Origin of the sequence: Streptomyces sp. SN-593 (assembly GCF_016756395.1) — a bacterium.
In the GTDB taxonomy this organism is placed as follows: Bacteria; Actinomycetota; Actinomycetes; order Streptomycetales; family Streptomycetaceae; genus Actinacidiphila; species Actinacidiphila reveromycinica.
The window spans coordinates 2,039,699-2,062,577 of sequence record NZ_AP018365.1 but is presented as its reverse complement, the minus strand read 5'-3'; the positions used below and the strand labels follow the sequence as shown (position 1 = coordinate 2,062,577).

Genomic DNA, 22,879 nt, shown 5'->3' with positions numbered 1-22,879 from the left:
ACCATCCGTTTCTCCTCTCCGGCGTCCAGGAAGGCGCTCGAGCGACCTACTGCGGTTGCGGCGGGGAATCGCTCGCAGAGTAGGTAGTTGAGTCCCGAACAAAATGGTGATCGAAAGAATGCACGAGCATCCCGGTGCGGGATGGTAAGCGGAAAACTCAAAGGCGCTCTGATGTGAGATGTTCACGTGCTCGGCGGCTGTCTCAGAAGCCGCCGAAGGGGTCAGGGCGGCAGCGGTCCACGCGATGGGGCATGGCGGATACCAGCACACATTCTGGGTCGGGGCTCGCAGTGGACGCCGGAGTTCATCCGCTGTGCGTCGCCGACCGAGGCCGTGGAGAGCACGACGCGTGGTCGTCCTGGACCCTGGCTGGCGGGCGCCCGTCGGAGGGGCGCCCATCAGGGCCGGTAGAACACGCTCCGTAAGGAAACGCCGAGAGTGACTGCTTGTCAACCCCCGGTGGGGCACCCGGGGGCGGTCCCGGGATCCTCCGCGGCGAACTCCCCGGCGGTCGCACGCACTACACGCACCACGGCAGCCACAGCCGCCACTCGCACCATGTCGGGCCACAACAGCAGGTAGGTGCGGCGCAGAGGCCAGTTCCTCAGCGGTCGGCGGACCAGGCCGGGCAGGGAGGGGCAGCGCAGGGCGAACTCGCTCATCAAGGTGATGCCCAGGCCCGAGGCCACCAGCGCCTGGATGGCCAGGGCATCGTCCACTGTGGCCACCACGCGTGGCGAGAAGCCCAGGTTGGTGCACGCGGCGGTGAAGCGGTCCCGGAAGCTCTCCATCACCCAGCTGCTATCAGCGAGTTCGGCTAGATCCACCGTGCGAAGCCCGGCGAACGGATGATCCTCGCGCATCACCACGAAGCGCCGATCCGTCATCAACTCCATCCTCAGCATCGTCTCCTCGCCCTCCGGGAGCTCCTCGTTCTCCCAGTTGCACAGCAATCCGAGGTCCGCTTCGCCGGCTCGGATCAGGCGGCGTGCCTCGACCGGCTCTGCCTGCACCACGGTGATCCGCACCTCCGGTTGGGAGACGCGGAGTCGTTCGACCACCTGCGGAAGCAGCGTCACGCAGCTGCTCTGGAAGGCGACCAGTCGCACCAGGCCGCCGCCGTGTGCCACTACCGAGGCCACCTCCTGATCCGCGGCGCGCAGTGCGGAGAAGATCGCGTCCGCGTGGCGAAGCAGCACGTGACCCACCTCGGTCAGTTGGAGTCTGCGGCCGATCCGGACCACCGGAGCGGAGCCGACCGCCTGCTGGAGCCGACGCATGTGGTAGCTGACCGCGGATTGGGTGTAGCCGAGTGCCTGGGCTGCCCCGGTGTACGAACCAGTTCGTGCGACCTCGGTCAGGACCTTCAACTGCTGTATGTCCATGGTGAACGATAAACGACGTTGATGGAGATGCGAAAAAACCCTCGCTGGACGAACGCGACCGCAGTCCGCTGGAATGGGGGCGTGGCCAATTCCACCGTGCGACGCCGCAGGAGTTCCGAGTGACACCATCGGAAAGCCCCACCCGAACGCAACCCATCGCCTCCGAGGACCGGGACACCGGGCCTCTGGTACGCATACGAGGCGTCAACAAGCACTTCGGCACCACCCAGGTCCTGCACGATGTCGACTTGGACGTGCGCCGTGGCGAGGTTGTCGCTGTCATCGGACCCTCCGGGTCCGGCAAGTCCACGCTGTGCCGCTGCGTCAACCGCCTGGAGACCATCACCTCCGGGACCATCGAGGTCGGCGGCGTCCCCGTTCCCGCCGAGGGCCGGGGCCTGTCGAACCTCCGTGCCGAGGCCGGCATGGTCTTCCAGTCCTTCAACCTGTTCGCTCACCTGACCGCCCTGCAGAACATCGCGCTCGCACCGGTCAAGGTGCGCGGCGTGTCCAAGGCTGAGGCCCGGGAGCGCGGCCTGCGGCTGCTGGCCCGGGTCGGCCTCGCCGACAAGGCCGACTCCCACCCGGCCATGCTGTCCGGCGGCCAGCAGCAGCGTGTGGCGATCGCCCGCGCGCTGGCCATGGAGCCGTCGGTGCTGCTGTGTGACGAGCCGACGTCCGCGCTCGACCCGGAGATGATCCAGGAAGTGCTGGACGTCCTTGCCGAACTCGCCGCCGAGGGCATGACCATGATCGTGGTAACCCACGAGATGGGCTTCGCCCGCAAGGTCGCCGACCGCGTGGTCTTCATGGACGGCGGCCGCATCCTCACCTCTGCTCCACCGATCGACTTCTTCGCCGACCCCGGCCACGAGCGCGCCGGCGACTTCCTGGCCAAGGTGCTCCAGCACTGAGGCGCTGGAATGCCCGGTCAGTCGCGCCGCGTTGACCCGCACTTCGGCTCCCACCCATTCGAGCCGGACCCGAGCCCTCACTGGACCCCGCACACGGAGAGAAACGCAGGCGCCAACGCCCTTCGCCCCCGGAACGGGGCCGACAGGACCCGCACCCACACCCGCCGTACGCCGTCACGCTCGCGCGACGGCCCCGCATCCCAGCACCGCGCCTCCGGAGGGCGCGGAGCTGTCCTGCGAGGGGCCGACGCAGCACATCAGACAAGGAATCCGCGTATGCACGCCCTCTCGTCCCCTTCGTTCCCCTTCCGCCGCAGAGCGCTGGCCGCCGGTGCCCTCGCAACCGCGGCCCTGCTGGCCACCGGCTGCTCCTCCAACGGTTCCTCCAGTTCGTCGGTGCCAGGCGGTGGCGGAGCCAAGGCCGCGGTCAAGAGCGACTCCGACACGGTCGCGAACCTCATCGCCGACGAGCAGCCGGCCACCGGCATCAAGCCCGGTTCCACCGCTGCGAAGATCAAGGCGAGCGGCACACTGCGGGTGGGCGGTACCCAGACCGCTGCCCTGTTTTCCCTGCTCGACCCCACGACGGGTAAGACGGAGGGCTTCGACGCGGCGATGTCGCAGCTGCTGGCCAAGTACATCATCGGCAAGCCGTCGACCCATCTGACGAACGTCACCTCGCAGACCCGTGAGGCGCTGTTGAAGGCGCATCAGGTCGACGCTGTGTTCGCCACGTACACGATCACGCCCGAGCGGGCAAAGCAGGTCGCTTTCGCCGGTCCGTACTACGAGGACGGCCTGGCCATCGAGGTCCGCAAGGGCACCACCGGCATCTCCTCGTTCGCCGATCTGAACGGCAAGACCGTGGTGACGGAATCCGGGTCCACGGTGCCCACGGCGGTCAAGGCGGCCGCGCCGAAGACGAGGATCCAGCTGTTCGACACGAACACCGAGTGCCTCCAGGCGCTCAGCCAGCATCGCGCCGACGCCTACGTTCTGGATCAGGGCATCCTCGCCGGAAACGCGGTCACCAACAAGGACGTCCAGGTCCTGCCGGGCACGTTCACCAAGGAGCCGTACGGCATCGGCGTCCCGCTGGACCAGCCGGACTTCAAGGCGTTCGTGGACGCCTGGCTGACTAAGGTTGAGGCGGACGGCACCTGGGCGAAGGTGTGGAAGGCCACCGTGGGCACCGAGGTACCCGGCCCGGTCCCGACCCCGCCGGCCGTGGACTGATCGGCGGTGGGATTCATCGCCGACCACATCGGGGTCTTCGGGAGCGGACTGCGGGTGTCTGCGGAGATCAGCGCCTGCACCTTCCTGCTGGCCACCCTGCTAGGCGCCCTCCTGGCGGTGTGTCGGATCAGTCCCGTGCTGCCGTTGCGGGTCTTCGGGCGGTTGTACGTCGCCGTACTGCGCAGCATCCCGCTGTTGGTGCTGCTCACCCTCTTCGTCTTCGGCCTGCCGGAGGTGGGCGTCGTCTACTCGCTGCAGTGGACCGCTGTGACGGCGATGAGCCTGTACTGGGCGGCTTTCTTCTGCGAGGTGCTGCGGGCGGGTGTGCGGGCCGTGCCCCGCGGCCAGATCGAGGCCGCCCGGGCCCTGGGGTTGGGCTTCGGGCAGGTGCTGCGGCTGGTGGTCCTTCCGCAGGCCGTCCGGACCGTCATCCAGCCCGTTGCTTCCCTACTCATCGCGGTGACACTCAACTCCTCACTGGCCGCGGCCGTCGGCGTCACCCAGGAGCTGACCGGGCAGACCGAACTCCTCGACCAGCGCTATGCTCAGCCGCTGCTGACCTTCGGGGCCGCCGCGGTCCTCTACGTCGCCATCGCGCTGTCCGTGGGCCGACTGGCCGGGTTCTTGGACCGGAGGATGGCGGTGGCCCGATGAGCCCGGTCCTGCACAAGGGCGACTCCCGCAGCCACACCAACCCCCACCGTGGTGCGTCGTCGGCTACCGCCGGGCCGACCACCCCCGGCTCTGCCTCCGCACCGCCGCCGCCCAGCCGAATCACGACCGTGCTGGAACGCCTCGGCGGCGAGGACGACGGGCTGTTCGATCCGCCTGGACCGGTGGGCCGCCGCCGTATCGCGGTGGCGAGCGCGCTCTCCCTGCTGGCCCTGGCCGGTCTGGCATGGGCGGTTGTCGACCGATTCGCCGCGCACGGGCAACTCCAGGCCGCGCAGTGGCGGATCTTCGGCCAGTGGCCGATCATCCACTACCTGCTCACCGCGCTGTGGGCGACCGTACGCGTCACCCTGGTCAGCGGGGTCATTGCTCTGCCCTTGGGCGCCCTGCTGGCCCTGGGGAGGCTCGCACGCACCCCGCTGCTGCGCCTGCCCGCCACCGTCTACGTCGAGGTGCTGCGCGCGGTACCGCTGCTGCTGCTCATCTACGCCTGCCTGTTCGGCCTGCCCGGCGCCGGGGTGCACCTGGGGTTGTTCTGGCAGCTGGTATGGCCGATCGTGCTGACAAACGCGGCGGTTTTCGCGGAGATCTTCCGGTCCGGCGTACGCGCCCTGCCGCGTGGGCAGAGCGAGGCCGCCTACGCGCTCGGGCTCAACCACTGGACGGCCATGCGGCTGGTGGTCTTGCCACAGGCGGTCCGGCAGACCGCGCCCGCCCTGGTCAGCCAGCTCGTCCGGCTGCTGAAGGACAGCACACTGGGTTACGTGGTGAGCTTCCTCGAACTGCTCAACGCGGCCAAGGTGCTGGGCGAGTTCGACCACACGGTCGTGCAGGCGTACCTGGTCGTGGCGCTGGTGTACGTCGCGGTCAACACCGCGCTGGCCGCAGCCGCCGGATGGCTGGAGCGGTGCATGGGCGATGGCCCGTCGCCGACCCGCCGCCGGCCGACGGCCTGACGCGCCGCCACCGCCCGCCTCCGACGCCGGCCGACACCCATGCCGGCCTCCGAACCCTGCTTCCGGAGGCCGGCATGCCGGGTCCGAGCCAGGGGAGGAGCGCCCGAAACCGCACAACCGGCGCGCCCATAGGGGCGCCAAACCGCGGTCCGTTACGGCGGCCTGTACAGAAAGTGATCTGCGTATGTGTCGTTTCATCGGCGTTGTTGCCGACGAACCCGCACCCATCGATGAGTTGATCGGCGACGACCTCGCACCGTTCCTCGACCTGGCCTGCGAGCACGGCCACGGTTGGGGCGTAGCCCACCGCGACCCGGACGGATCGGTCGGCATCGTGAAGGCTCCCGAACGCGGGGACACGAGCCCCCGGCTAAGCCGCTGGCTGGGCACCTGCGTGACTGACATGGCCATCGTGCACCTGCGTCTGGCCAGCCCGGGCCTGCCCGCCGTCCCGGGCAACACCCACCCCTTCGGCGACGCACGATCCGCGTTCGTCCACAACGGCGACTACCGGCCCCTTGACTGCCTGATCGGCGCCACCGATCCCAGCCTGCTGGCCGCAGCCGAGGGACAGACCGACAGCGAGCGCTACTACCTGGCTGTCCGCACCCGGATGGACGCCGGGGTGCAGCCCGCCAAGGCGATCAGTCAGACGGCCGCCGACGTGCGCATGCTCGCGACCAGTTGCGTCGCCCTGAACTGCCTGCTGCTCACTCCGGATGCCCTGTACGCCTACCAGGAGAACGATCCCGGCTCCGAGGTCGTCGAGCGGCGCGGCGCGGACTACTTCGACCTGCGCTACCGGGAGGCCGGCGGTGTCACCCTCGTTGCTTCCGTCGGCTGGCCACAGCCTGCCCCGGGGTGGCGCAGGCTCCCCCCCCGGTACGTCCTCAAGGTCACCGCAGGCAGCCGTGACCCCGAGTTCTACGATGCCTGACCTGACCGCCGGCGTCCGCCAGACGGCAGGGCTCGCCGCCACCACACTCGACGTCGACCGCTCGGACACCGCGGCCCGGACCTGGACGAGGGAGGCGGTGCGTCGCATCCACGCCGACGCCTGCCGATCCGCCGACACCCACCTGCTGCGCTTCCCCCTGCCCGAGGAGTGGTGCGTCGACCTCTACCTGAAGGACGAGTCCACCCACCCAACCGGTTCGCTCAAGCACCGGCTGGCCCGCTCGCTGTTCCTGTACGCCCTGTGCAACGGGTGGATCACCGCCGACCGCCCGGTGATCGAGGCGTCAAGCGGGTCCACCGCCGTCTCTGAGGCGTACTTCGCCGCTCTCATCGGTGTGCCGTTCATCGCAGTCGTCCCGCGCTCCACCAGCCGTGTCAAGCAACGCCTCATCGAGGACCAAGGGGGCCGCTGCCACCTCGTGGACTCCGCCGCAGAGGTCTACGACGCCGCGGCCCGGCTGGCCGCCGCCAGCGGCGGCCACTACATGGACCAGTTCACCTACGCCGAACGCGCCACCGACTGGCGTGGCAACAACAACATCGCGGAGTCCCTCTTCAACCAACTCGGCCACGAGCGCCACCCCGACCCCGACTGGATCGTCGCCACCGCCGGTACCGGCGGCACCTCCTCCACACTGGCTCGCTACGTCCGGTACACCATGCGCAGCACCCGTGTGTGCGTGGCAGACCCGGAGAACTCGGCCTTCTTCGACGGCTGGCTCAGCGGCGACCCAGGTACCGTGCGCGCGGGCCGCTCGCGTATCGAGGGCATCGGCCGCCCTCGCATGGAAGCCAGCTTCCTGCCCGGGATCGTGGACCGGATGATGCGCGTTCCCGACGCCGCCGCCTTGGCTGCCGTGCGCCTGCTGCACCGCCACACCGGCCGCCGGGCCGGCGGCTCCACCGGCACCGGCCTGTGGGCGGCGCTGCGCATCGCCGCTGAGATGCGCAGTGTGGGACAGGAGGGCAGCATCGCCGCTCTGCTGTGCGATCCGGGCGATCGCTACCTGGACACCTACTACAACGACTCCTGGCTCGTCGAGGAGGGCCTGGACATCACGCCCTACTCCGAAGCACTCGAGCGCCTCATGACTACCGGCGCCGTTCCAGCGTAGCCCACGCCGCAGCCCATCAGCCCCGAGTTGTTCCGGGCCGGCGTCCGTGCCGCCGCGACGACATGAGACAGCAGGGCCCCCGACCGCGTCCGCCGCCAGTTGCGGCGGTCGCGGTCGCGGCTTTTCCGGCTGGCTCGGTGAGGGAACACCGCTGATGTCACGTGTCCGACCATTCCCCATGGTCCGAACAGGCAGAGCGGAGGCGCGAACGGCCATTGCGCAGCAGGGCTTGGTGACAGAGATGTTAACGGCGGTGTTACATGGCGTTGGTGCCTCGTTCACATTGCTGGGACTCGCTGTGCCGGAGAAGCCGGCCGTGCGCGCGGCCGGAAAGGGGAAGCAACGATGGTGTTGTTCGGCCGCGGGATTCGCCTCCGTCATGCGCGCGGCGGTGTCGGATACGGGCGCGTGACGCCCGTCCGCCCCCCAACGCGATCCTCTCTCCCCGAGACCGCGGCTGCTCGCCGCCCCCGCTCATGACGATCAGGTTGCCGCCTGAGTTGGATTGGGTGGCTCGGCTGGCGGTGGGGCAGGGGTTTCCGAAGGGTGATGAGGACAGGCTTGAGGAGTTGGGTGGGGCGTGGCGGTTGGCTGCGTCGGAGTTGCGGGGTCTCGTGGGGGAGATTGATCCGGCGACGGCGGGTGTGTTGGGTGCGGTGGGGGGTGCGGTGGCACAGGAGTTTGAGGAGTTTCGGCGTCAGTTGTCGGTGGTGGTGCCGAATATCGCGGAGTCGGCAGCGGGTTTGGGTGAGTTGACTCGGCAGACGGCGGTGCAGTTGGAGTATGCGAAGTTGTCGTTGCTGATTCAGTTGGTGTGGTTGGCGTCTACGTTGGTGGAGTTGTTCGCGGTGGGGTTGCCGGAGTTGGAGTCGGCGGTGGTGGCGGGGGTGCAGGTGGTGTGTCGTCGGGTTCTGGCGGGGCTGGTGCGGAATGTGGCGATGGGTGCGGGGTTCATGGTGGGGACGGATGTGGCGGTGCAGGTGGTGCAGTTCTTGAAGGGGGATCGGACGTCGTGGAGTTGGGGTAATACGGTGCAGGCGTTGGAGGGGGGCGTGATCGGTGGTGCGTTGGCGGGGGCGTTGACGGAGGTGGGGCGGTTGGTTGCTCCGAAGTTCGTGGGGGGGCTGGTGGGGCAGATGGGGGTGGGTGCGTTGACGGGGTTGGGGACAACGTTGGCGTTGGACGGCATCAATGGGGTGCATGGGGATGCGCTGTCGGATGGGCTTGCGGTGGGTTCGGGGGCGTTGGGTGGGTTGCATGGGGGGCGTAGGGGTGGGGGGGAGACGGGGGCGAAGGTGGATGTGCCGGTGTTCGATCTGCCGGAGGGGGTGGATTTCGGTGGGGGTTTCGGGGGGGTGGGTGATGGGTCGTTCGGGTCGGATGTGCGGGTGGATCCCTTCGAGGCGGTGGATGGGCAGTGGGTGCGCGGTCAGTGGGACGGGGATGGGGACGGGCTGGTGTCGGGTTTGGGGGAGGTGGTGTCGGGACCGGACGCGGAGGTGTTTCGTGGGTGGGCGGATGGGTCTGGTGATCTGTCGTCGGGGGTGCGTGCGCGTGCGGTCGCGGTGGTGGCCGCGCGGAACGCGGCGGTCCATGAGGTCAGTGGTGCGGGGGCCAGGGATGTTGAGGGGGGTGGTCGTGCCGAGGCGCTGAGGCGGGACCTGGACCGGCAGGCTGTTGTGGAGCAGGTCGTCCTATATGCCCAGCAGCGCTTCGACGTCGCCTACACCGCCTGGGCCACCGGCACCCGTTCTCCAGGGACGGCGCACACCACCGAGGCCGAGGGGACCGACGGCCCCGCCCACGTCGCGACGGTCCCCGGTGCGGCGGTGCGGGTGCACCGGGCGGTGTGGCAGGCGGTGGAGAGCAGCGTGCGCGCGAGCGCCGACCGCCTGCCGGTGAGTGCCCTGGACGCTCCCACCGAGCAGGTCCTCGCGCGGGCCGACCGCTTCTTCGGTGCCAGCGAACCAGCCGTCCACCTCCTGCTGGACCGCGCCGCCGTCGAGGACGCCCGCCAGGTCGACGCCGTCCGTACCTTCGAGCAGACCGTGCCCAAGGCAGCGCCCGGTACCCAACCGCTCGGCTCGGACGGTCGGCTGTCCGCGACCGGCCGCGAACAGCTCCGCCAGGACTGGGTACGCCAGACCACCGCCGACCACCGCACCGTGTTCGGCGACCTCACCGCCACCGGACGCACCACCGGGGTCGACACCGTGGCGGCGGCTGGCGCTCCGCACCCCACCGCGGAGACGGTGCCCACGGTGAGCACCGGTGCCACCGCCGACGGGTCGCGGGCAGCCGCCACCGACACCGCCGGCACGGTGGACGCTGGACGGACTGGCGCAGACGCCGTGGGTACGACCGGCGCGCCGGCGCCGGTCGCGCCTAGCGCCGTGATCACCGCGACCACGCCGATCGGTACTGACGGCCCTACAGCGACTGAAGGGAGCCCGGTTCCGGGCGGGCACGGCGCGGACACCCCCCCGCTGATGGCGACCGGCGGAAGCGCGGTAGGCACCGCCACGGGACACCTCGACAGTTCGGCACCTACCGGCGGAGGGCCGGGCACGCCGCGCAACTCCGACGCCATCGGCCCCCGCGCCCCTGAGCGCCGGTGGCAGGATCTCCTGGCCACACGGACCGAGTCGCTGCCGCACCAAGTGCATGTGAGCCTGGCCAGGGAAGCCGCGGCCCGCCAAGCGGTGGACGGCGTCCGTGAAGCGGCAGCAGGCTCGTGGAGGAGCGCTCTTCCCGACCTGGGCACGCGGTTCCGCGACACGTTCGACCTGGACAGACGTGGTGTCACTGTCGAGGCGCAGCAGGCAGCGGCCCTGTCTGTGGCGCGCACCGCCAACTCGCACATCGACGGCTTGGTGTCGCGCGGTCCGTACCCGCCGGGCGACGCGGTTCCGCAGCCCCGTGATGTGGCCGCCGCCGTGATCACCCCCCATGCGGTCGGCAGACACACCGCCTTGGCCGTGGCGCGTGCCGGCGCGCTCGACGACGCCGCGCGGGAAGCCCGTTCATTCGCCCAGCAGCAGCCCCACAGCTCGCCAGAGAGCGTCCGCCAGGCGGTTGAGACCCACACCCAACGGGTCAGCGCACTCTTCGACCGGGTCTTCCCAACTCAGCGGCCGGACACCGAGACCGGTGTCGTCCTCCCCAGCCGGCCTGCGGCCGACCACGACCTCGCGTCAAGGCAGACCGGGAACATGACGGAGTCGCTCGACCGCGCCACCGGGACATGGATCGGCGAGCGCGCCGCCCTGAGCGCCCAACTGAGCGGTGGCGACAACGGTTCCGCGGGGGTGGTGCGTACGGAGACGGGGGGCGTGGGTGCGGGTGGGTACCCGGGGGCTTCGCGTGAGGTGGTCGGCTCGGTCACGCATGAGGTGAACCGTGCGTTGCGGGGTCTGGGTGCGCCGCATCGGTTATCGGACGGTGAGGTGCGCGGGCGGCTGGAGGGGCTGCCGTCGCACATCGCCCGGCTTCAGCAGCGGGCGGTCGGGGAGTGGATCGCGGGCACCGTGGTCAACGACGGGCGTCCGCTGGGTCTGCCCGGTGGCGCCCCCCGGCCCCGCGAGGACACCGGCGCCGAGCCCTACCCGACCCGGGGCGAGAGCACCGGCGCCGGCCGAAGCGCCCCCGCCCTCGCAACCCGCGTCGCCACCACCAGCACGGATGCCACCGGCGGCAGGGGCGCCGCTGACAGTGCGCAGGACCGGCACGGGGAGCAGAGCGCCCTGACCACACCCTCCCCCCGCCCGATCAGCGACGCGCCGTCCCCCTTCCCCCGCCCGCCGGGCACTCACTACTTCGGCGGAGAGCACGACCCGTCGCCCGTCCCCCAGGACACGGACAGCCCCGCGGCGATCCAGCTAGGGGAACCACGGCCGCCAGGCCCCCGCACGGCTTCTCTGATGGGCATCCTCAACCCGAACCCACACACGCACGCGCCGGAGACACCCGTGCCGGAGCGACGGACCGGCCCCGAGACGCTCGCCGCCGAAGCTCCGGCCGCCGGGAGGCCCGTGCCGGAGACTGCGACGGGTGAGCCGGAGGACGGCGGGCGTGGGGGCGGTACGGCTGGTATGCGGACGGATGGCGCCCCGGTCGGCATGGCGCCGGCGCGCAATGCGGACCACCCGCCAGTGAAGACGGCCGAACCTGGACGCTCCTCCGAATCCGGACCCAATGCGAAACCTGACCTGTCCGCACACGTCGAGACGGCCACCGCCTCGCACCCCGTAACGAAGCCGGAGCCGTCAGGAGGCCGAGATCCCGATCCCGCCGCTCCTCTGAAGACGTCGAGAGGCAAGGATCGGGCTGTCGAGGAGGCCGAGTCGGGCAAGCCGCTGTCCGAAGAGCCGGACAAGGGCTCCGCCGCCGGAACGTCCGGGAGAGTGGAGCCGTCTCACGACGGCGGCCTCACGGCCGAGGAACCCGCCAAGGAGCCGCCGAGCGACGAGGAGGCCGCGGAGGCCGCGCGGTCGCGGCCATGGGCTCGGCCGATCGGTGTCCCGCGAGCCGGACTCCCACACATCCCCGCCGTGGTCGAAGCGCTGCGTACCTGGGCGGGTGAACTGGGACTCACAGTTCCGGAGGGCGACTGGGACCGGCTGCCGCAGCGGCTGTTGTCCAACTACTCCTTTCTCGTGGCCGAGCGAGGCGACCGCCCCGAGGGCCTGCTCGTACCGTTGGGGCCGGCCGAGGCCCTGATCGGCCTGGACCCGAGCGACCCCACGTTGGCCCACGGCAGTGATCCGGCAGATGGCGGGCGCTTGCCGACCATCAAGGAGAAGCCCGAGGAAGAGGACATTCCGCTTGCCGAGAGTTCGGCAGCCGGAGCAAGCAGGGGGCTGAAGGGCGGAAAGGACATCGGGGACGACACCGTCACCGAGGAGGACGACGGCGCTCTCGTGAAGGCCGACCCCTTTCACGCCACCGCCTCCGTCAACTCCTCGTTCGCCACCGGCGGCCACACACAGGCCAGGTCCAGCGGCACATCGGCGACCCGGACGGGAGCGGCGATGACGTACGGCATCGGAGTTCCGGGCGTCGCACACCTGGTGTCCGTCGGCGCGAGCGTGTCCGGTACGGCGAATGCCTCCAGCCGCTCCCAGACGCACCTGGCGGACTCCGAGCGCGGACACGTGGAGGACAACCGCGATCCACGCGGCCCGCTTCTGCTGTCATACAAGGCCAACTGGCACGTCCGCATGCGCCCGGTGGGCCGGGACCCGAAGTGGCCTGCGGCCCGTCCTGTGGACGAGTCGGCCGAGCAGTCCCTGCTGCTGTACGTCGCACGGCCCTATCTGGACCCGGCTGCCGACCATCTGGTGGTGGCCACCGGGCCCGAGGTGCGTCGGGACGGTCTGCCGAGCCACTACTTCGCCTCGGGCATGACAGGTCTGCCTCGCCTCCTAGACGAGATCGACCGTGTGCTGGGGGACAACGGTCTGCATCTCTCCGATGATCCGCGCACGCGCAGTGAACTGGTACACCGACTATGGAACCTCCAGACGTTCCTCGACAACGCGGTCAACCATCCCCATGGCTACACCTTCCGGCTGCACGACCGGTACGGGCGGGTGGTGGCGACGGTGAACGTCCACAGCGCGCGGCGCAATCAGGGCTTCGAACAGCCGGTCGGCGCCGACAGCGACACCGCCCACCTGGAGAACGTCCGCACAGCCATCGACGGCATCAGCGGTGGGCACACCCTCTCCCAGAGTTCGACGCTGACCCCGGTCATCGCGGAGATCGATCTGCTGCCCAACCCGACGGGGCACCCCGACATGGGGCTCGGGTTCAACGCGAGCTTGTCCGCCTCCTGGAACACTTCGGAGTCGATCGGTGCCACCCGGACCGGTCTGTGGGTGATGGTGCCGCGGTTCTCCGGTGTCACCTCCGCCTACGTCAGTGAGTTCACGCACCACGCGAACATCACACTGCGCCACGGTGGCGAGGACGAAATCCGGACCACCCACGATGTGGATGGCGCGGCACTGGTGCGGATGCCTCGCCAGGAGGCGTTCCGCCACGGTTACCCGGTGGACAGGGACGCCCTCAACGACCCTCCGCACACGTCGGCCGAGGAAGCCGTCGGGGAGACGAAAACCGTCGGGGCGACGAGGACCGGCGATGCCACCAAGGGCCCGGACAAGGGAGCGGTCGAGGAGCACGATCCAGGACGCGGCTCCTCCGCGGCTCGCGGCGAGGAGGCGCCGACCGGGTCGCACACCGCCATGCCGCCTGCCCTCCACACCGCAGACACCGCGAACGTCGGCCACGACGGGGCCGGCGTGAAGCGCGACGAACCCCCGGCCCCTGAAGCCGTCGCGTACTCTCCGGACGCGCTGAAGGACGCTCCCACCGCCGAGCAACGGGCGCCACGCCCGCTGCCGGGCCACCTGGCGCACCCCACCGACTACTCCGGAATCGGCATGGGCCTGGTGGAGGTCCACGAGGGCACCGCGCAGCGGCTCTACGACGGGATCGCGGCTCAGCTCAACGAGCACGGCTTCCTGCTGCCGGACAAGGACAACCCGATCAGTGTGACGTGGTGGGAGCACGGTGCGAGTATGGACAGCCGCATCGACAACGAGGACCAGCTCCGCAAGTTCCTGGAGGACGGCCTGGCGTCCCACCACGACCGCATCCACCAGGACGGGTTGCCGCTGGTGCTGCACCGCTCCCGCGGATTCGGCGGCGTGACTTTCGACGTGGACGCGGCGCGGATCACCATCAGCGCCAAGCGCGCGGTGCCGACCGAGTACATGCACACGGCCAGTGACCACCACCTGGTCAACCTCGCGATGGGCATGGACAGCGCTTCTATGGGCGTCGGCGGTTCACGGAATCTGTCGGCGTCGGTCCGGGCCAAGGCCGTCGCGCAGCAGCTGCTCGGCGGTGCCGAGGGATTCGGGGTGAACTACGGGCGCGGCGCCTCGGACTCCGTCTTCTATATGAACAATCGTCCGGAACTGCTGGAATACGGCAGTGGTGACTTCCTCCAAGTGAAGGTGACCAGCGACTACACCGCGAAGATCCAGTTCCAGCACAGCGGCCTGTCCGGCCGTGTCCTGCGGGGCCGGCGGGATCCGGTGCCGCTGGTGTTCCCCAACGAGCCGGTGATCGCGCGGGTCCTGCCACTCGGGGACGGCTCGCAGGGTTTCGCGGCGGGCCGCGGCCCGACGCCGCCCAGGGTGCTGGACCACGCGGTGATCTTCCACCTGGACGGCACGGGGTTCCGCAGTACCTTGTCCCAACTGATGGGCCAGGGCATGGACGGGCCGCAGGGTCCGGCCGCCCGGACCCTGGACTCCATGGCCGCCTCGCTGCGCGCCCACCTGAAGGAATCCGCGTTCGGCGCTCTCATCACCGACCAGGTCTTCGACCACGGGCTGTGGCGGGATACTCACCTGGCAGTGAACGTCGAGGCGAATTTGGGCAGTTCGGACTTCATGGGAGCCACCGACAACCCCTTCGTACAGGGCATCATCAAGCTGTGGCTGGCCCAGTCCACCACGACCACCACCAACTCGCGCGGACTGAGCTGGACACAGGCCGACGTCACGGCGGGCGGCCCGAGCGCATCCGGTGCCGTCAACGTGTCCGGCGGAGCGGACGCCAGCCGCCACTGGCAGTTCAACCGGTCTGAGAGCCTGGGTGTGGCCGGGGCGAAGGAGCTGATCGCCCTCAGCTTCTCCCGGGTGTACCTCTACCGCACGCGCGCGGACTTCGCGATCAACGTACTGCGCGAGAAGCACGGCAAGTTCGCAATCCGCTCACGCCTGGCAACCTCCGGACAGATCGCCAACCGTGAGGTCCACTACCTGCTTCCTGAGCCCGAGGCGCTGTTGCACTACGCCGACGGCGTCCTGCCGGTCTCGGACCAGCAGCTCACCAGTGTGATGCGGCGGTGGAGCAAGACGGGAGCCGAGCCCGAGCCCGAGCTCAAGCTCCACCCGAACACCATGGCCGGCGTCCTCGCCCGCTGGCGCCAGACTCCCGGCGGCGCGGCACCGGCGCTGGAGGCCGCCAGGGAGTTGCAGAACCGGCACGACGACGGCGAGGACGTGGTGTGGGACCCGGCGGTCCGCGACCACTTCCACGAGGTGTTCGGCGATGAGGATCTCCACCTCGACGAGCGCCGAAACCCGCTAGCCTCGCTGAGGCTTCCGGAGTACCTCACCCGACAGGACCCCGGCGGTGCCATCCTCGGCCACAGCAACGTCCTCAGCATCGACCACGAGAACGGCAGGTCCACAGCGGACCTGTTCCGCGAGGCGGTCGAGCGGGCGGCCCCCGGCCTACTGACCCACAAGCCGGAACTGTGGACCGAGAGCGGCCGCCACATCGGACGGCTCCAGGGCTCCCTCGACACGATCGTCGGGCTCTTCGGCCGCGGACGCGAGGACGCGGCGTATGAGGACATGCTCTCCGCGAACGGCCTGGAGTTCTACCTGACCAACCAGGTCGGCTGGTTCCTCAGCGACGGCGTACGGGTGACCATCAGGGCGGAGCTGCACGACGACGCAACCGTCGTAGGGGAACGTCCCGACGCAGGTCTGGAGAACTACAGCCACCACTACACCAACACGTCCAAGGGCACCTCCCGGGACGACGGCCAGACGTTCACACCGGCCAAGGCCAGCGCCTCCCACGGGCACGGCGGCGGGGGCGGCTCGGCGCCACTGTCCTCTGGCAGCCACCGCGGAACCTCCCATAGCGAGGCGGGGGTGCAGGAGCAGACCGTCTACTCCTGGGACGGTCTGTACGGGGTGAACGTCAGCCACCGCTTCGTCGTGGAGGCCGTCCGCCTGGACATGCCCCATCGCCCGCTCAACGAACTCGGCGTGAACATCTTCCGCAAGCTGGCCAACCTGGGAGCCCTCCAGCAGGTGACCGTGAACGGCGTCACCAGGCTGCAACTGCCGCGTGGCTTGGTGGAGGCCCGCCCGCACACCGAGCCGGTGCCGGCCGACCCGCTGCGTGACCTGCGGCTGCTGCCGAGACTCCCCGGTGACGCCTACGTGGTGGGCGTCACTGCCGACCGGGTGCTGCCCGCGACCCGCCGTATGCTCGTACAGGCGTTCGGGCCCAGCGCGGACCCCTCGCGCTACCGCGATAGTCCTTCGCTGTCCGTGCTGTTCTCCCGTACCCACCTGTCCAACCTGATCGGCCGGATGGGCCCCGAGGACCGCGTCCAGATCTCCCACCACCTCTTCCAGCCGGGCAGCTCCCCGCTGGGTTTGAAACTGTACGTGCGCTCAAGCGCCTATGACATGCGCGTCCTCAACGACCTGCCCGGTACCGGAACCGGCCGCTACAACAAGCACCAGAGCGGTACGACCGCGTCGGCGAGCTACGACCGCTGGCAGCCCAACTTGGCGGCGAGCGGTAGCGGAAGCGGTCCGTTCGCCCACCATCCTGCCGACTCCGCATCGGCCTCCTCCAGTGCCAACCGATCCACCTCGGAGTCGCTGGCCGACGCCGGCACCAACAACTACCGCCGCGAGCAGCACGCCAAGCAGCAGGGCGACACCCAGTTGGTGCGTATGCGGGTCCGGCTGCGGGTCGAGGCCGAAGGCTACCGGATGCACACCTTCCGGGAACCGGAACACGTTAGCGACTACGTCAGTGAACCGATCAACGGTGAGATGTACGCGGAACTGTCCCGGGACGAGGTGGCCCAGGTACGCGCCCGGCTCACCGCCGCGCTGCCCGACGGAAGCCGGGAGCTCGCGGCCTGGCGGCAGGCGCGCGCCTCGCAGCCGACGGATCTCGCCCCGCTGCTCGCCCAGGCCGCCGGACTCAGGGGCGCCGATGCCTCCCGAGCCGACCTGGCGGTGGGAAACACGCTCCAGGACCGCACCCCGGCTGGCGCCCATGGCCTGTCCCTGACCGTCAACACCGACCAACTCGCCTTGGAAGCGCATCGGTTGACGTTGACATGGGCGGAGCAGACCTTGGAGGCGGGCCACGCCGCAGTGCGCACCACCGACGCGGCAGCGCCGCCGCCCGAGGCGCTGAATCGCTTCCAGCGCTACAGGACCAACCTGCCGCGCGTCGCGGCGAACGGCAGTTTCGCCCTACGGCGGCAGGCCATCCACGACATCGTGGCCACCGTCGGCGCCTACCACATGGAGCGCCCGGACAACCCCTTGCGCGAGCCGGTCGCCCCTCCGCCCTCCGTGTCCTTCGTCGACATCCACCCGCTGGCGCTGGCGCGGGACATGGCGCACCATCTCGACGCGTACGTCCGCTACGTCCCCCACGCCGCCGCCGGCGGCGAGGAAGCCGTTCAGGAGCGGTGGATCGCCCCGGACGGCACGGTGGGAGAACTGCCATTCGCTCCTGCTCCTGTCTCCGCACCTGCTCCGGCTCCGGCTGCCGTACGCACCCCAGCAGTTGTACCCGCTCTGGCGCCGGCGGCCGAGGTCAAGCCGCTGGTGAAGAACGTCACTTCACCCATCGGAGTCTCCGGTGCGGCCTCGTCGACAGCCTCGATCCCCGAGGCACTCACCGTGGGCAAGCCCGCGTCGGGCTTCACGAAGCCGGCCTCGGCTCTCCCCGGTGAGAGCGGGTCCTCCGAGGCGGCGCCGGCTTCCCCAGTCAAGCCGGGCACGTCCGCTCCCGCCCGCTCCGAGCGGGGGGAAGGGGCCGCGGGTGAGGGGGGCACCGAGGAGCGGGAGCTGTCCGCGCCGCCGCTGAAGGGCCTGCAGGAGGCGACGGGGTCGACCGCGGGGCAGGAGCTGAGCGTGCCGCCTGCCAAGAGCTCCGAGGAGGGGGCCGTTCCGACGGGGGACCGGCCAACGCGCTCCCCAGCGCCGGCCGTTCCGTACGGGGTGCCCGGGGCGCCGGAGGAGGCGTCCACGCCCGAGACCGTGCCGACGGTGACGTCCGCCTCCCGCGAGGACGCGGCCTCAGCGTCCGGGTCCGAGGCGTCGGCGACGGTGACCGGCCCGCTGGACAGGGCAGTCGTGTCCCGGTCGACACCTTCGGATCAATCGCTTGCCGTGGGAACCGTGGGTGTCCCCGCCCCGGCGGCCGGTGCGACGCCGGCTTTGCGGTACGGCGAGCTGGCCGCGGTCGAACCGTCCCGGCCACCGCAGACGCCCGGATACTTGCGGGCCACCGGAGACGGATCTAGCCGATACCAGCAGTTGAATGCGGATCAGTCAGTCGAGTTCCTGCGGCGCGCTGACATGATGGCCCCGGGGGAGCCCGAGCCGGTCGACCCGTGGACGCTGGAGACGCTGCCCGGTCTGGGCAGCATGCAGACGCCGCAGGGCCGCGTCCCGCTGATGACGCACGCTGTGGTGCTGGGAGGGCCGAGCGGTGCCGTTCCCACCGGTCCCCGCCTCGACCGACTGGCGGATCTGGCGCGGTCCACCGGGAACCCAGTGGTGGTGTGGACGGACGTGCCGAGAGCGGCAGTGGACGTGGCGCTGTTTCGCGAGGACCCGGTCGCCGCGGGTGTGCCCGCCCCGGTCCGCGACCTCGTGGAGTGGGCCGGCGAGAACAACGTCTTGCTGGTCAACGCGGACGAGATCTTCCACGCGGGACAGCCGATGCCGGACGCACCCTCGATCTGGGAACTGCGTGCCCAGGGAGGAGCCGGCCCGCTCGGGGATGCGGAAGCCCGGATGGCCGAGGCGATCACGGATGCCTTCGGCGGGCCCCGCGCACCCGTCGGCAGCGCCCCGCCTGGGGGCCAGCGCGACGGAGAGCCGCTCGGTGCATCGACGGTCGGCGACGTGGCACCCGCACAGTCGGCCCAGGCGTCGGAATCGACCGTCGCGGCACGCGTGGGCGCGGCGCGCGGCTGACCGCAGCGCTATAGGAGAGCCGGCCCACCGTGAGGGCGAACTGCCCAATGGAGCCATCGACCGTGGGTGCACATGTGAACGGCACACCGGGTAGGGACGGGCAGCCATTCACGGAAAGGGTTCCCATCGTAATTCCGACAGGCGATCATCTTGCATACGGCTGTTGTCTCCTAATCCTCAGCCAGGCTGGTGGGCCGATCGGTTCACTGTTCATTCCGTCGGACTCATGTGAGGTGTGATGTTTCGCAAGATCGTCCTCAGCGCCGTCCTTGCTGGGGCTCTCGTGGGTGTGGGAGCGCCGCTCGCCTCCGCCGCCTCTTCGTCCCCCTCGGCAGTCCCCTCCGCCGCTTCCCCCGATCTCACGAAGGCGTTCGGAGGCGTCTACCCGTCGTTGACTGAAGCGCAGTTGGCGTGCGAGGAAGGCATCATCGAGCATCGCTGGGTGAGCTGCAGCTACGGAATCTCCATCGAGACCGGTCAGACCGAGTTGTGGGTGTACGTCTGAGTTTCTTGTTCGGCCTGGCGAGCCACCCGAACCGCTGATCCGCGGTTCCTTCCGAGGCAACAGGGACGGTCGTTCTCCGCGCTCCGAGGCGTCGACCAACGAAGTGAGGGGAACGGCCGCTGTCTGTGGGACTGCCCGGCTTCGAGCCACGGCATTGCGACTGCTGCCGCGTGGGACTGGCTCTACCCCCAGGTCACCCGGCGCGGGGCATGGTCAGATGCTGTCCGCCTTCGCCTGATCCATCTGGCGGAACTTCTCGTACATCACCGTCCCGGGCCCTGTGGCGTGTTATTCCAGGCCCGACCAGCCGATGTCGCGGAATTCAGCGAAGGGAAGATTTCCCAATTCGTGGGTGATTTCGACGTTGGCCACGTGCATGGCCGGAACGCGGAACGGTGCCTCACGTTTAACGTCCTCGTCGTCGTACAAATAGATGTTGATACCGAGCAGCGGCAGATCGTCAGAGCGAAGTCTCCGAGTCGGCCAGATGCGTGAGGGCGTGAGCGTCAAGCTGTGGGTCGTGGACGACGACTTGTGGGCGATGATCGGGTCGGTCCTGCCGCCCTGTCCCTCGTGCGCCCCTGGACCCAGACCCGTGCCGGACCGGCTGTGTCTGCAGGGCATCTTGTTCGTGCTCTACACCGGGATCCCGTGGCAGCAGCTCCGTTGGAGCTGGGCTTTGGCTCTGGTCAGACCTGCTGGCGACGCCTGGAGCGATGGCAGGACGCCGGTGTCTTCGACCGGCTGCACCGGATACTCCTCGCCGAGCTGAACGCGGCCGGTGCAGTGGACTTGGCCGCGCGTGCGTGGATGCTTGCCACGGGCGCGCGAAAAAAGGGGGTGCCGCGAAGGGCCCGTCGCCGGTCCACCGCCGCAAGACCGGCAGCAAGCACCACCTGGTCAGCGACGGCGGTGGTGTCCCGCTCAGGGTCATCACCACTGCGGCCAGCGTCAACGACGTCACCCAGACCCTTGCCTTGGCCGACGGTGTCCCCCGGCCGCCGGTTGGGTCGGGCGCCCTCGCAAACGCCCCGACGCCCTGCTCGGCGACAAGGGCTACGACAGAAACCCCAACCGCGAGGAGCTGCGCCGACCCGGGATCTTGCCGGTCATCTCCCGCAAGGGCCAGCCCGAGATCCAGGGACTGGGCAGACGGCGCTACGTCGTGGAACAGGCCTTCACCCTGCTTCATCAGTTCAAGCGCTCGCCATCCGGTGGGAGCGTCAGCTCGACCTCCGCGACGCCTTCGTCTCGATCGCCCGCTCGCTCATCTGCTGGAGGAGCCTCAAGAGCTTGCTGTCCGCCTGAGCCGGCGCTCAAGCCTGTGGTCGTTCGCGCATCTTCACTCCGCCACCTGGGCGCGAACTGGTGAAGTAGCTTCCCCGCGCACTGCCGATCCAGCCGAAGGCGCTGGGAGAAACGGGCACGTTCAAGCGCCACCCGTTGGCGAAGCGCACGCGCAGACTGCCCGAATCCGCTGCGTGGACCTCGGCAACTGGCTGATCGAGCAACTGAGGGAGCCGGTCAAGGTTGATCCGGGCGGAGGCGCGAACGAGCAGGGCTTCGCTGTCCGTCGTCAGTTCGGCGGGGCTGTGAACCTCAATCCCGTTCGAGCCGGTGTCCAGTCGCAGGGCACGGCCGATGATCACCCCGCCGATGCCGATCCCAGGCATCGAGCGGATGTCCCAGCCGTCCTCCACCCGGTTGATCCCGTTCTCCGTGCCGCAAGACTACGGACCTGGCCGCCACGCCCGCGCAAGATCGTGTGACGAGCTCTATGCACCCCGGATCAGTCGTGAGCACCGGATCGACAACTCGGGTTCAAGCACGCGCCTGATCGCCGTAACGACAACTGCCTCTGAATCATCCGGCGGTTGCACTGGACTCGGATCTGGCGGGTTGACCGGCCCCTTCCATGGGGGCCGGTCAACCGTGTGCCGATCGGTCGACGGCGGTGACCCGCAGCTACGGAACGGCGGAGGTCGTGACTACGCCGCCCTGTGGCGGGTCAGGTCGTCGGGCACGTCATGAGCCGTGGAGCACGTATCCGCCGTTGCTCGCCGTGCAGCTGAAGGTGTGGAGGATGCCCTGCTGCGCGAGGACGTTGCCCGCGTAGAGGCAGTCGTAGTAGGTCGGGTACCAGTCGTCGATGGTGGCGGCGGACGCGCTGGTCCCGGCGCCCGCCACTATGGCGGCTGCCGCGGCGGCGGTCACTGCGGCTGTGGTCAGCCTCTTGGACAAACGGCGAATGCGCATGTGGTTCCTTCGGTTCGAAGTGCGGGCCGGGGCAGTGTGAGCAGCCACCCGCAGCCATGAGACATCGGCCGGGACCGGAGGCCCGGCACGGTGCGTGTGGTGAGCCTTGCGCAGGAACACCGCAGCAGCATCCCCTGGATGCGAAACGTGCCCGTTCGTGCGGGTGATTGTGCCTGGCCGGGCCTTTGAGGGCGGGTGTGCCGTTCCCTCGGCTGACGGTATGGGGCGGGCTTTGAATTTCCCCAGTACCGAAGGACAGTTAGGGCCTCTGTCGGGGATCTTGGTGTTCAGTGACGTAGCAGGTCAGAGGTCGTCAAGATGGAGCGAGTCGAGCTTCTCGTTCCCGTTGGTGGTGGCATGTCGGCAGGTCCTTGTGTGGCTGTGGTGGTGCCCGAGTTGACGGTTGGGTGGTGAGGGCGAGCAATCAGGTGGGGAAGACAGCGATGTGGGTGCGGGGACTCGCCGGCTCGGTTGACACGGTCACTGCCGGAGATGACACGGGGCCAGGAGGTGGAACCCTTCCGCTTCGGTGCCCTGAGCACCACAAGCCGGGCCGCGGTCCGCTCACTGGACTACCGTGTCACCGAGCGCGACGGGGCAGCACGAACGTACTCAACGAGGTGACCCAGACCCGCACCCGACAGCCGATGCGCGCCATCGAGGGCGGTCTGCGCGGCATGATCAGCCCGCACTGGAAAAATTCGCCCGCCCCTATGCCTTCTTCGGCGGGAACGCGGAGACCGTGCTCACGGCCTCCGACGGTACGCGTACGCATGTGCTGCCACCGATCGCCGTGCACGGACGGGTCCTGATCGCTGGCCGAGGTGCACCCGGTCCCGGCCGACGCGCAGGACCCTGCTCCCGGGGGCTGGGGTGAGGTTCTGGAACAGGACGCGTCATTCGACCCCGACACCTCGGCGTTCCCGCCCGGGGTTCCCCGCCACGCGTGACGACGCTTGGAGCCACTACCTCAGCGCGTACGACAGCCACCTGGCCGCGGTGGCCGAGCGGCCAGCCACCGCTGCGCCGCTGGGGCCACCGTCGTC

At 69.6% G+C, this 22,879-nt stretch carries 14 protein-coding genes and 2 pseudogenes; 11 read left to right on the top strand and 5 right to left on the bottom strand.

Going from position 1 to position 22,879, the window contains the following annotated elements; genetic code table 11:
* Positions 1-449: 449 nt before the first annotated feature.
* A complete protein-coding gene (locus RVR_RS08615) occupies positions 450-1,385 on the bottom strand; it encodes a LysR family transcriptional regulator (RefSeq protein ID WP_202233282.1) in 936 nt (311 codons plus the stop codon).
* 155 nt (positions 1,386-1,540) lie between these two features.
* Between RVR_RS08615 and RVR_RS08610 the strand changes: the two genes are divergently transcribed.
* The 7 genes and pseudogenes from RVR_RS08610 to RVR_RS39295 form a co-directional block, all read left to right on the top strand.
* Positions 1,541-2,299 (top strand): amino acid ABC transporter ATP-binding protein, encoded by a 759-nt coding sequence (locus RVR_RS08610; RefSeq protein WP_272933139.1) that lies wholly within the window; start codon positions 1,541-1,543, stop codon positions 2,297-2,299.
* Between the two features lie 276 nt (positions 2,300-2,575).
* A complete protein-coding gene (locus RVR_RS08605; RefSeq protein WP_202233281.1) occupies positions 2,576-3,535 on the top strand; it encodes a glutamate ABC transporter substrate-binding protein in 960 nt (319 codons plus the stop codon).
* A gap of 6 nt (positions 3,536-3,541) precedes the next feature.
* Positions 3,542-4,189, top strand: coding sequence for an amino acid ABC transporter permease (locus RVR_RS08600; protein ID WP_202233280.1), 648 nt, complete (start codon positions 3,542-3,544; stop codon positions 4,187-4,189).
* The gene (locus RVR_RS08595) at positions 4,186-5,163 is read left to right on the top strand and encodes an amino acid ABC transporter permease (protein WP_202233279.1); all 978 of its coding nucleotides are present in this window, start codon (positions 4,186-4,188) and stop codon (positions 5,161-5,163) included. The genes RVR_RS08600 and RVR_RS08595 overlap by 4 nt, the downstream gene beginning before the upstream one ends.
* 184 nt (positions 5,164-5,347) lie before the next feature.
* Positions 5,348-6,100 carry a class II glutamine amidotransferase gene (locus RVR_RS08590; protein WP_202233278.1) on the top strand — a complete coding sequence of 251 codons (753 nt, stop codon included), beginning with the start codon at positions 5,348-5,350 and terminating at the stop codon, positions 6,098-6,100.
* A complete protein-coding gene (locus RVR_RS08585; RefSeq protein WP_202233277.1) occupies positions 6,093-7,235 on the top strand; it encodes a PLP-dependent cysteine synthase family protein in 1,143 nt (380 codons plus the stop codon). Before RVR_RS08590 ends, RVR_RS08585 begins: the two co-directional genes overlap by 8 nt.
* A 260-nt stretch (positions 7,236-7,495) precedes the next feature.
* Positions 7,496-8,032, top strand: a pseudogene (locus tag RVR_RS39295) (WXG100 family type VII secretion target); the annotation flags it as partial.
* 8 nt (positions 8,033-8,040) lie between these two features.
* Here RVR_RS39295 and RVR_RS08580 read toward each other — a convergent pair.
* Positions 8,041-8,190: a hypothetical protein gene (locus RVR_RS08580; RefSeq protein WP_202233276.1), complete on the bottom strand. Its 150-nt coding sequence runs from the start codon at positions 8,188-8,190 to the stop codon at positions 8,041-8,043.
* Positions 8,191-8,623: 433 nt separating this feature from the next.
* Here RVR_RS08580 and RVR_RS08575 point away from each other — a divergent pair, with 433 nt between their 5' ends.
* The gene (locus RVR_RS08575; RefSeq protein ID WP_202233275.1) at positions 8,624-19,072 is read left to right on the top strand and encodes a hypothetical protein; all 10,449 of its coding nucleotides are present in this window, start codon (positions 8,624-8,626) and stop codon (positions 19,070-19,072) included.
* A 238-nt stretch (positions 19,073-19,310) separates the two neighbouring features.
* The gene (locus RVR_RS08570) at positions 19,311-19,577 is read left to right on the top strand and encodes a hypothetical protein (RefSeq protein ID WP_202233274.1); all 267 of its coding nucleotides are present in this window, start codon (positions 19,311-19,313) and stop codon (positions 19,575-19,577) included.
* 288 nt (positions 19,578-19,865) lie between these two features.
* Here RVR_RS08570 and RVR_RS08565 read toward each other — a convergent pair whose 3' ends face one another.
* A complete protein-coding gene (locus tag RVR_RS08565; RefSeq protein ID WP_202239693.1) occupies positions 19,866-20,087 on the bottom strand; it encodes a hypothetical protein in 222 nt (73 codons plus the stop codon).
* Here RVR_RS08565 and RVR_RS39100 point away from each other — a divergent pair.
* Complete coding sequence (locus RVR_RS39100; protein WP_430393111.1) at positions 20,011-20,349, top strand: transposase; 339 nt, start codon at positions 20,011-20,013, stop codon at positions 20,347-20,349. The two genes, RVR_RS08565 and RVR_RS39100, sit on opposite strands and share 77 nt — an antisense overlap.
* Positions 20,294-20,563: pseudogene (locus RVR_RS39095) on the top strand (transposase); the annotation flags it as partial. The gene RVR_RS39100 and the pseudogene RVR_RS39095, both read left to right, overlap by 56 nt.
* 330 nt (positions 20,564-20,893) lie before the next feature.
* On the opposite strand, the gene RVR_RS08555 reads toward RVR_RS39095, so the two are convergent.
* A complete protein-coding gene (locus RVR_RS08555; protein WP_202233273.1) occupies positions 20,894-21,277 on the bottom strand; it encodes a DUF6188 family protein in 384 nt (127 codons plus the stop codon).
* A 325-nt stretch (positions 21,278-21,602) separates the two neighbouring features.
* Positions 21,603-21,833: a hypothetical protein gene (locus RVR_RS08550; protein ID WP_202233272.1), complete on the bottom strand. Its 231-nt coding sequence runs from the start codon at positions 21,831-21,833 to the stop codon at positions 21,603-21,605.
* Positions 21,834-22,879 lie beyond the last annotated feature (1,046 nt).

Excerpts from the sequence above, each read along its gene's own strand:
- RVR_RS08615 (WP_202233282.1), bottom strand. The coding sequence starts at position 1,385 with ATGGACATACAGCAGTTGAAGGTCCTGACCGAGGTCGCACGAACTGGT.
- RVR_RS08605 (WP_202233281.1), top strand. The coding sequence starts at position 2,576 with ATGCACGCCCTCTCGTCCCCTTCGTTCCCCTTCCGCCGCAGAGCGCTG.
- RVR_RS08595 (WP_202233279.1), top strand. The coding sequence starts at position 4,186 with ATGAGCCCGGTCCTGCACAAGGGCGACTCCCGCAGCCACACCAACCCC.
- RVR_RS08590 (WP_202233278.1), top strand. The coding sequence starts at position 5,348 with ATGTGTCGTTTCATCGGCGTTGTTGCCGACGAACCCGCACCCATCGAT.
- RVR_RS08585 (WP_202233277.1), top strand. The coding sequence starts at position 6,093 with ATGCCTGACCTGACCGCCGGCGTCCGCCAGACGGCAGGGCTCGCCGCC.
- RVR_RS08580 (WP_202233276.1), bottom strand. The coding sequence starts at position 8,190 with ATGAACCCCGCACCCATCGCCACATTCCGCACCAGCCCCGCCAGAACC.
- RVR_RS08570 (WP_202233274.1), top strand. The coding sequence starts at position 19,311 with ATGTTTCGCAAGATCGTCCTCAGCGCCGTCCTTGCTGGGGCTCTCGTG.
- RVR_RS39100 (WP_430393111.1), top strand. The coding sequence starts at position 20,011 with ATGTTGATACCGAGCAGCGGCAGATCGTCAGAGCGAAGTCTCCGAGTC.
- RVR_RS08550 (WP_202233272.1), bottom strand. The coding sequence starts at position 21,833 with ATGCGCATTCGCCGTTTGTCCAAGAGGCTGACCACAGCCGCAGTGACC.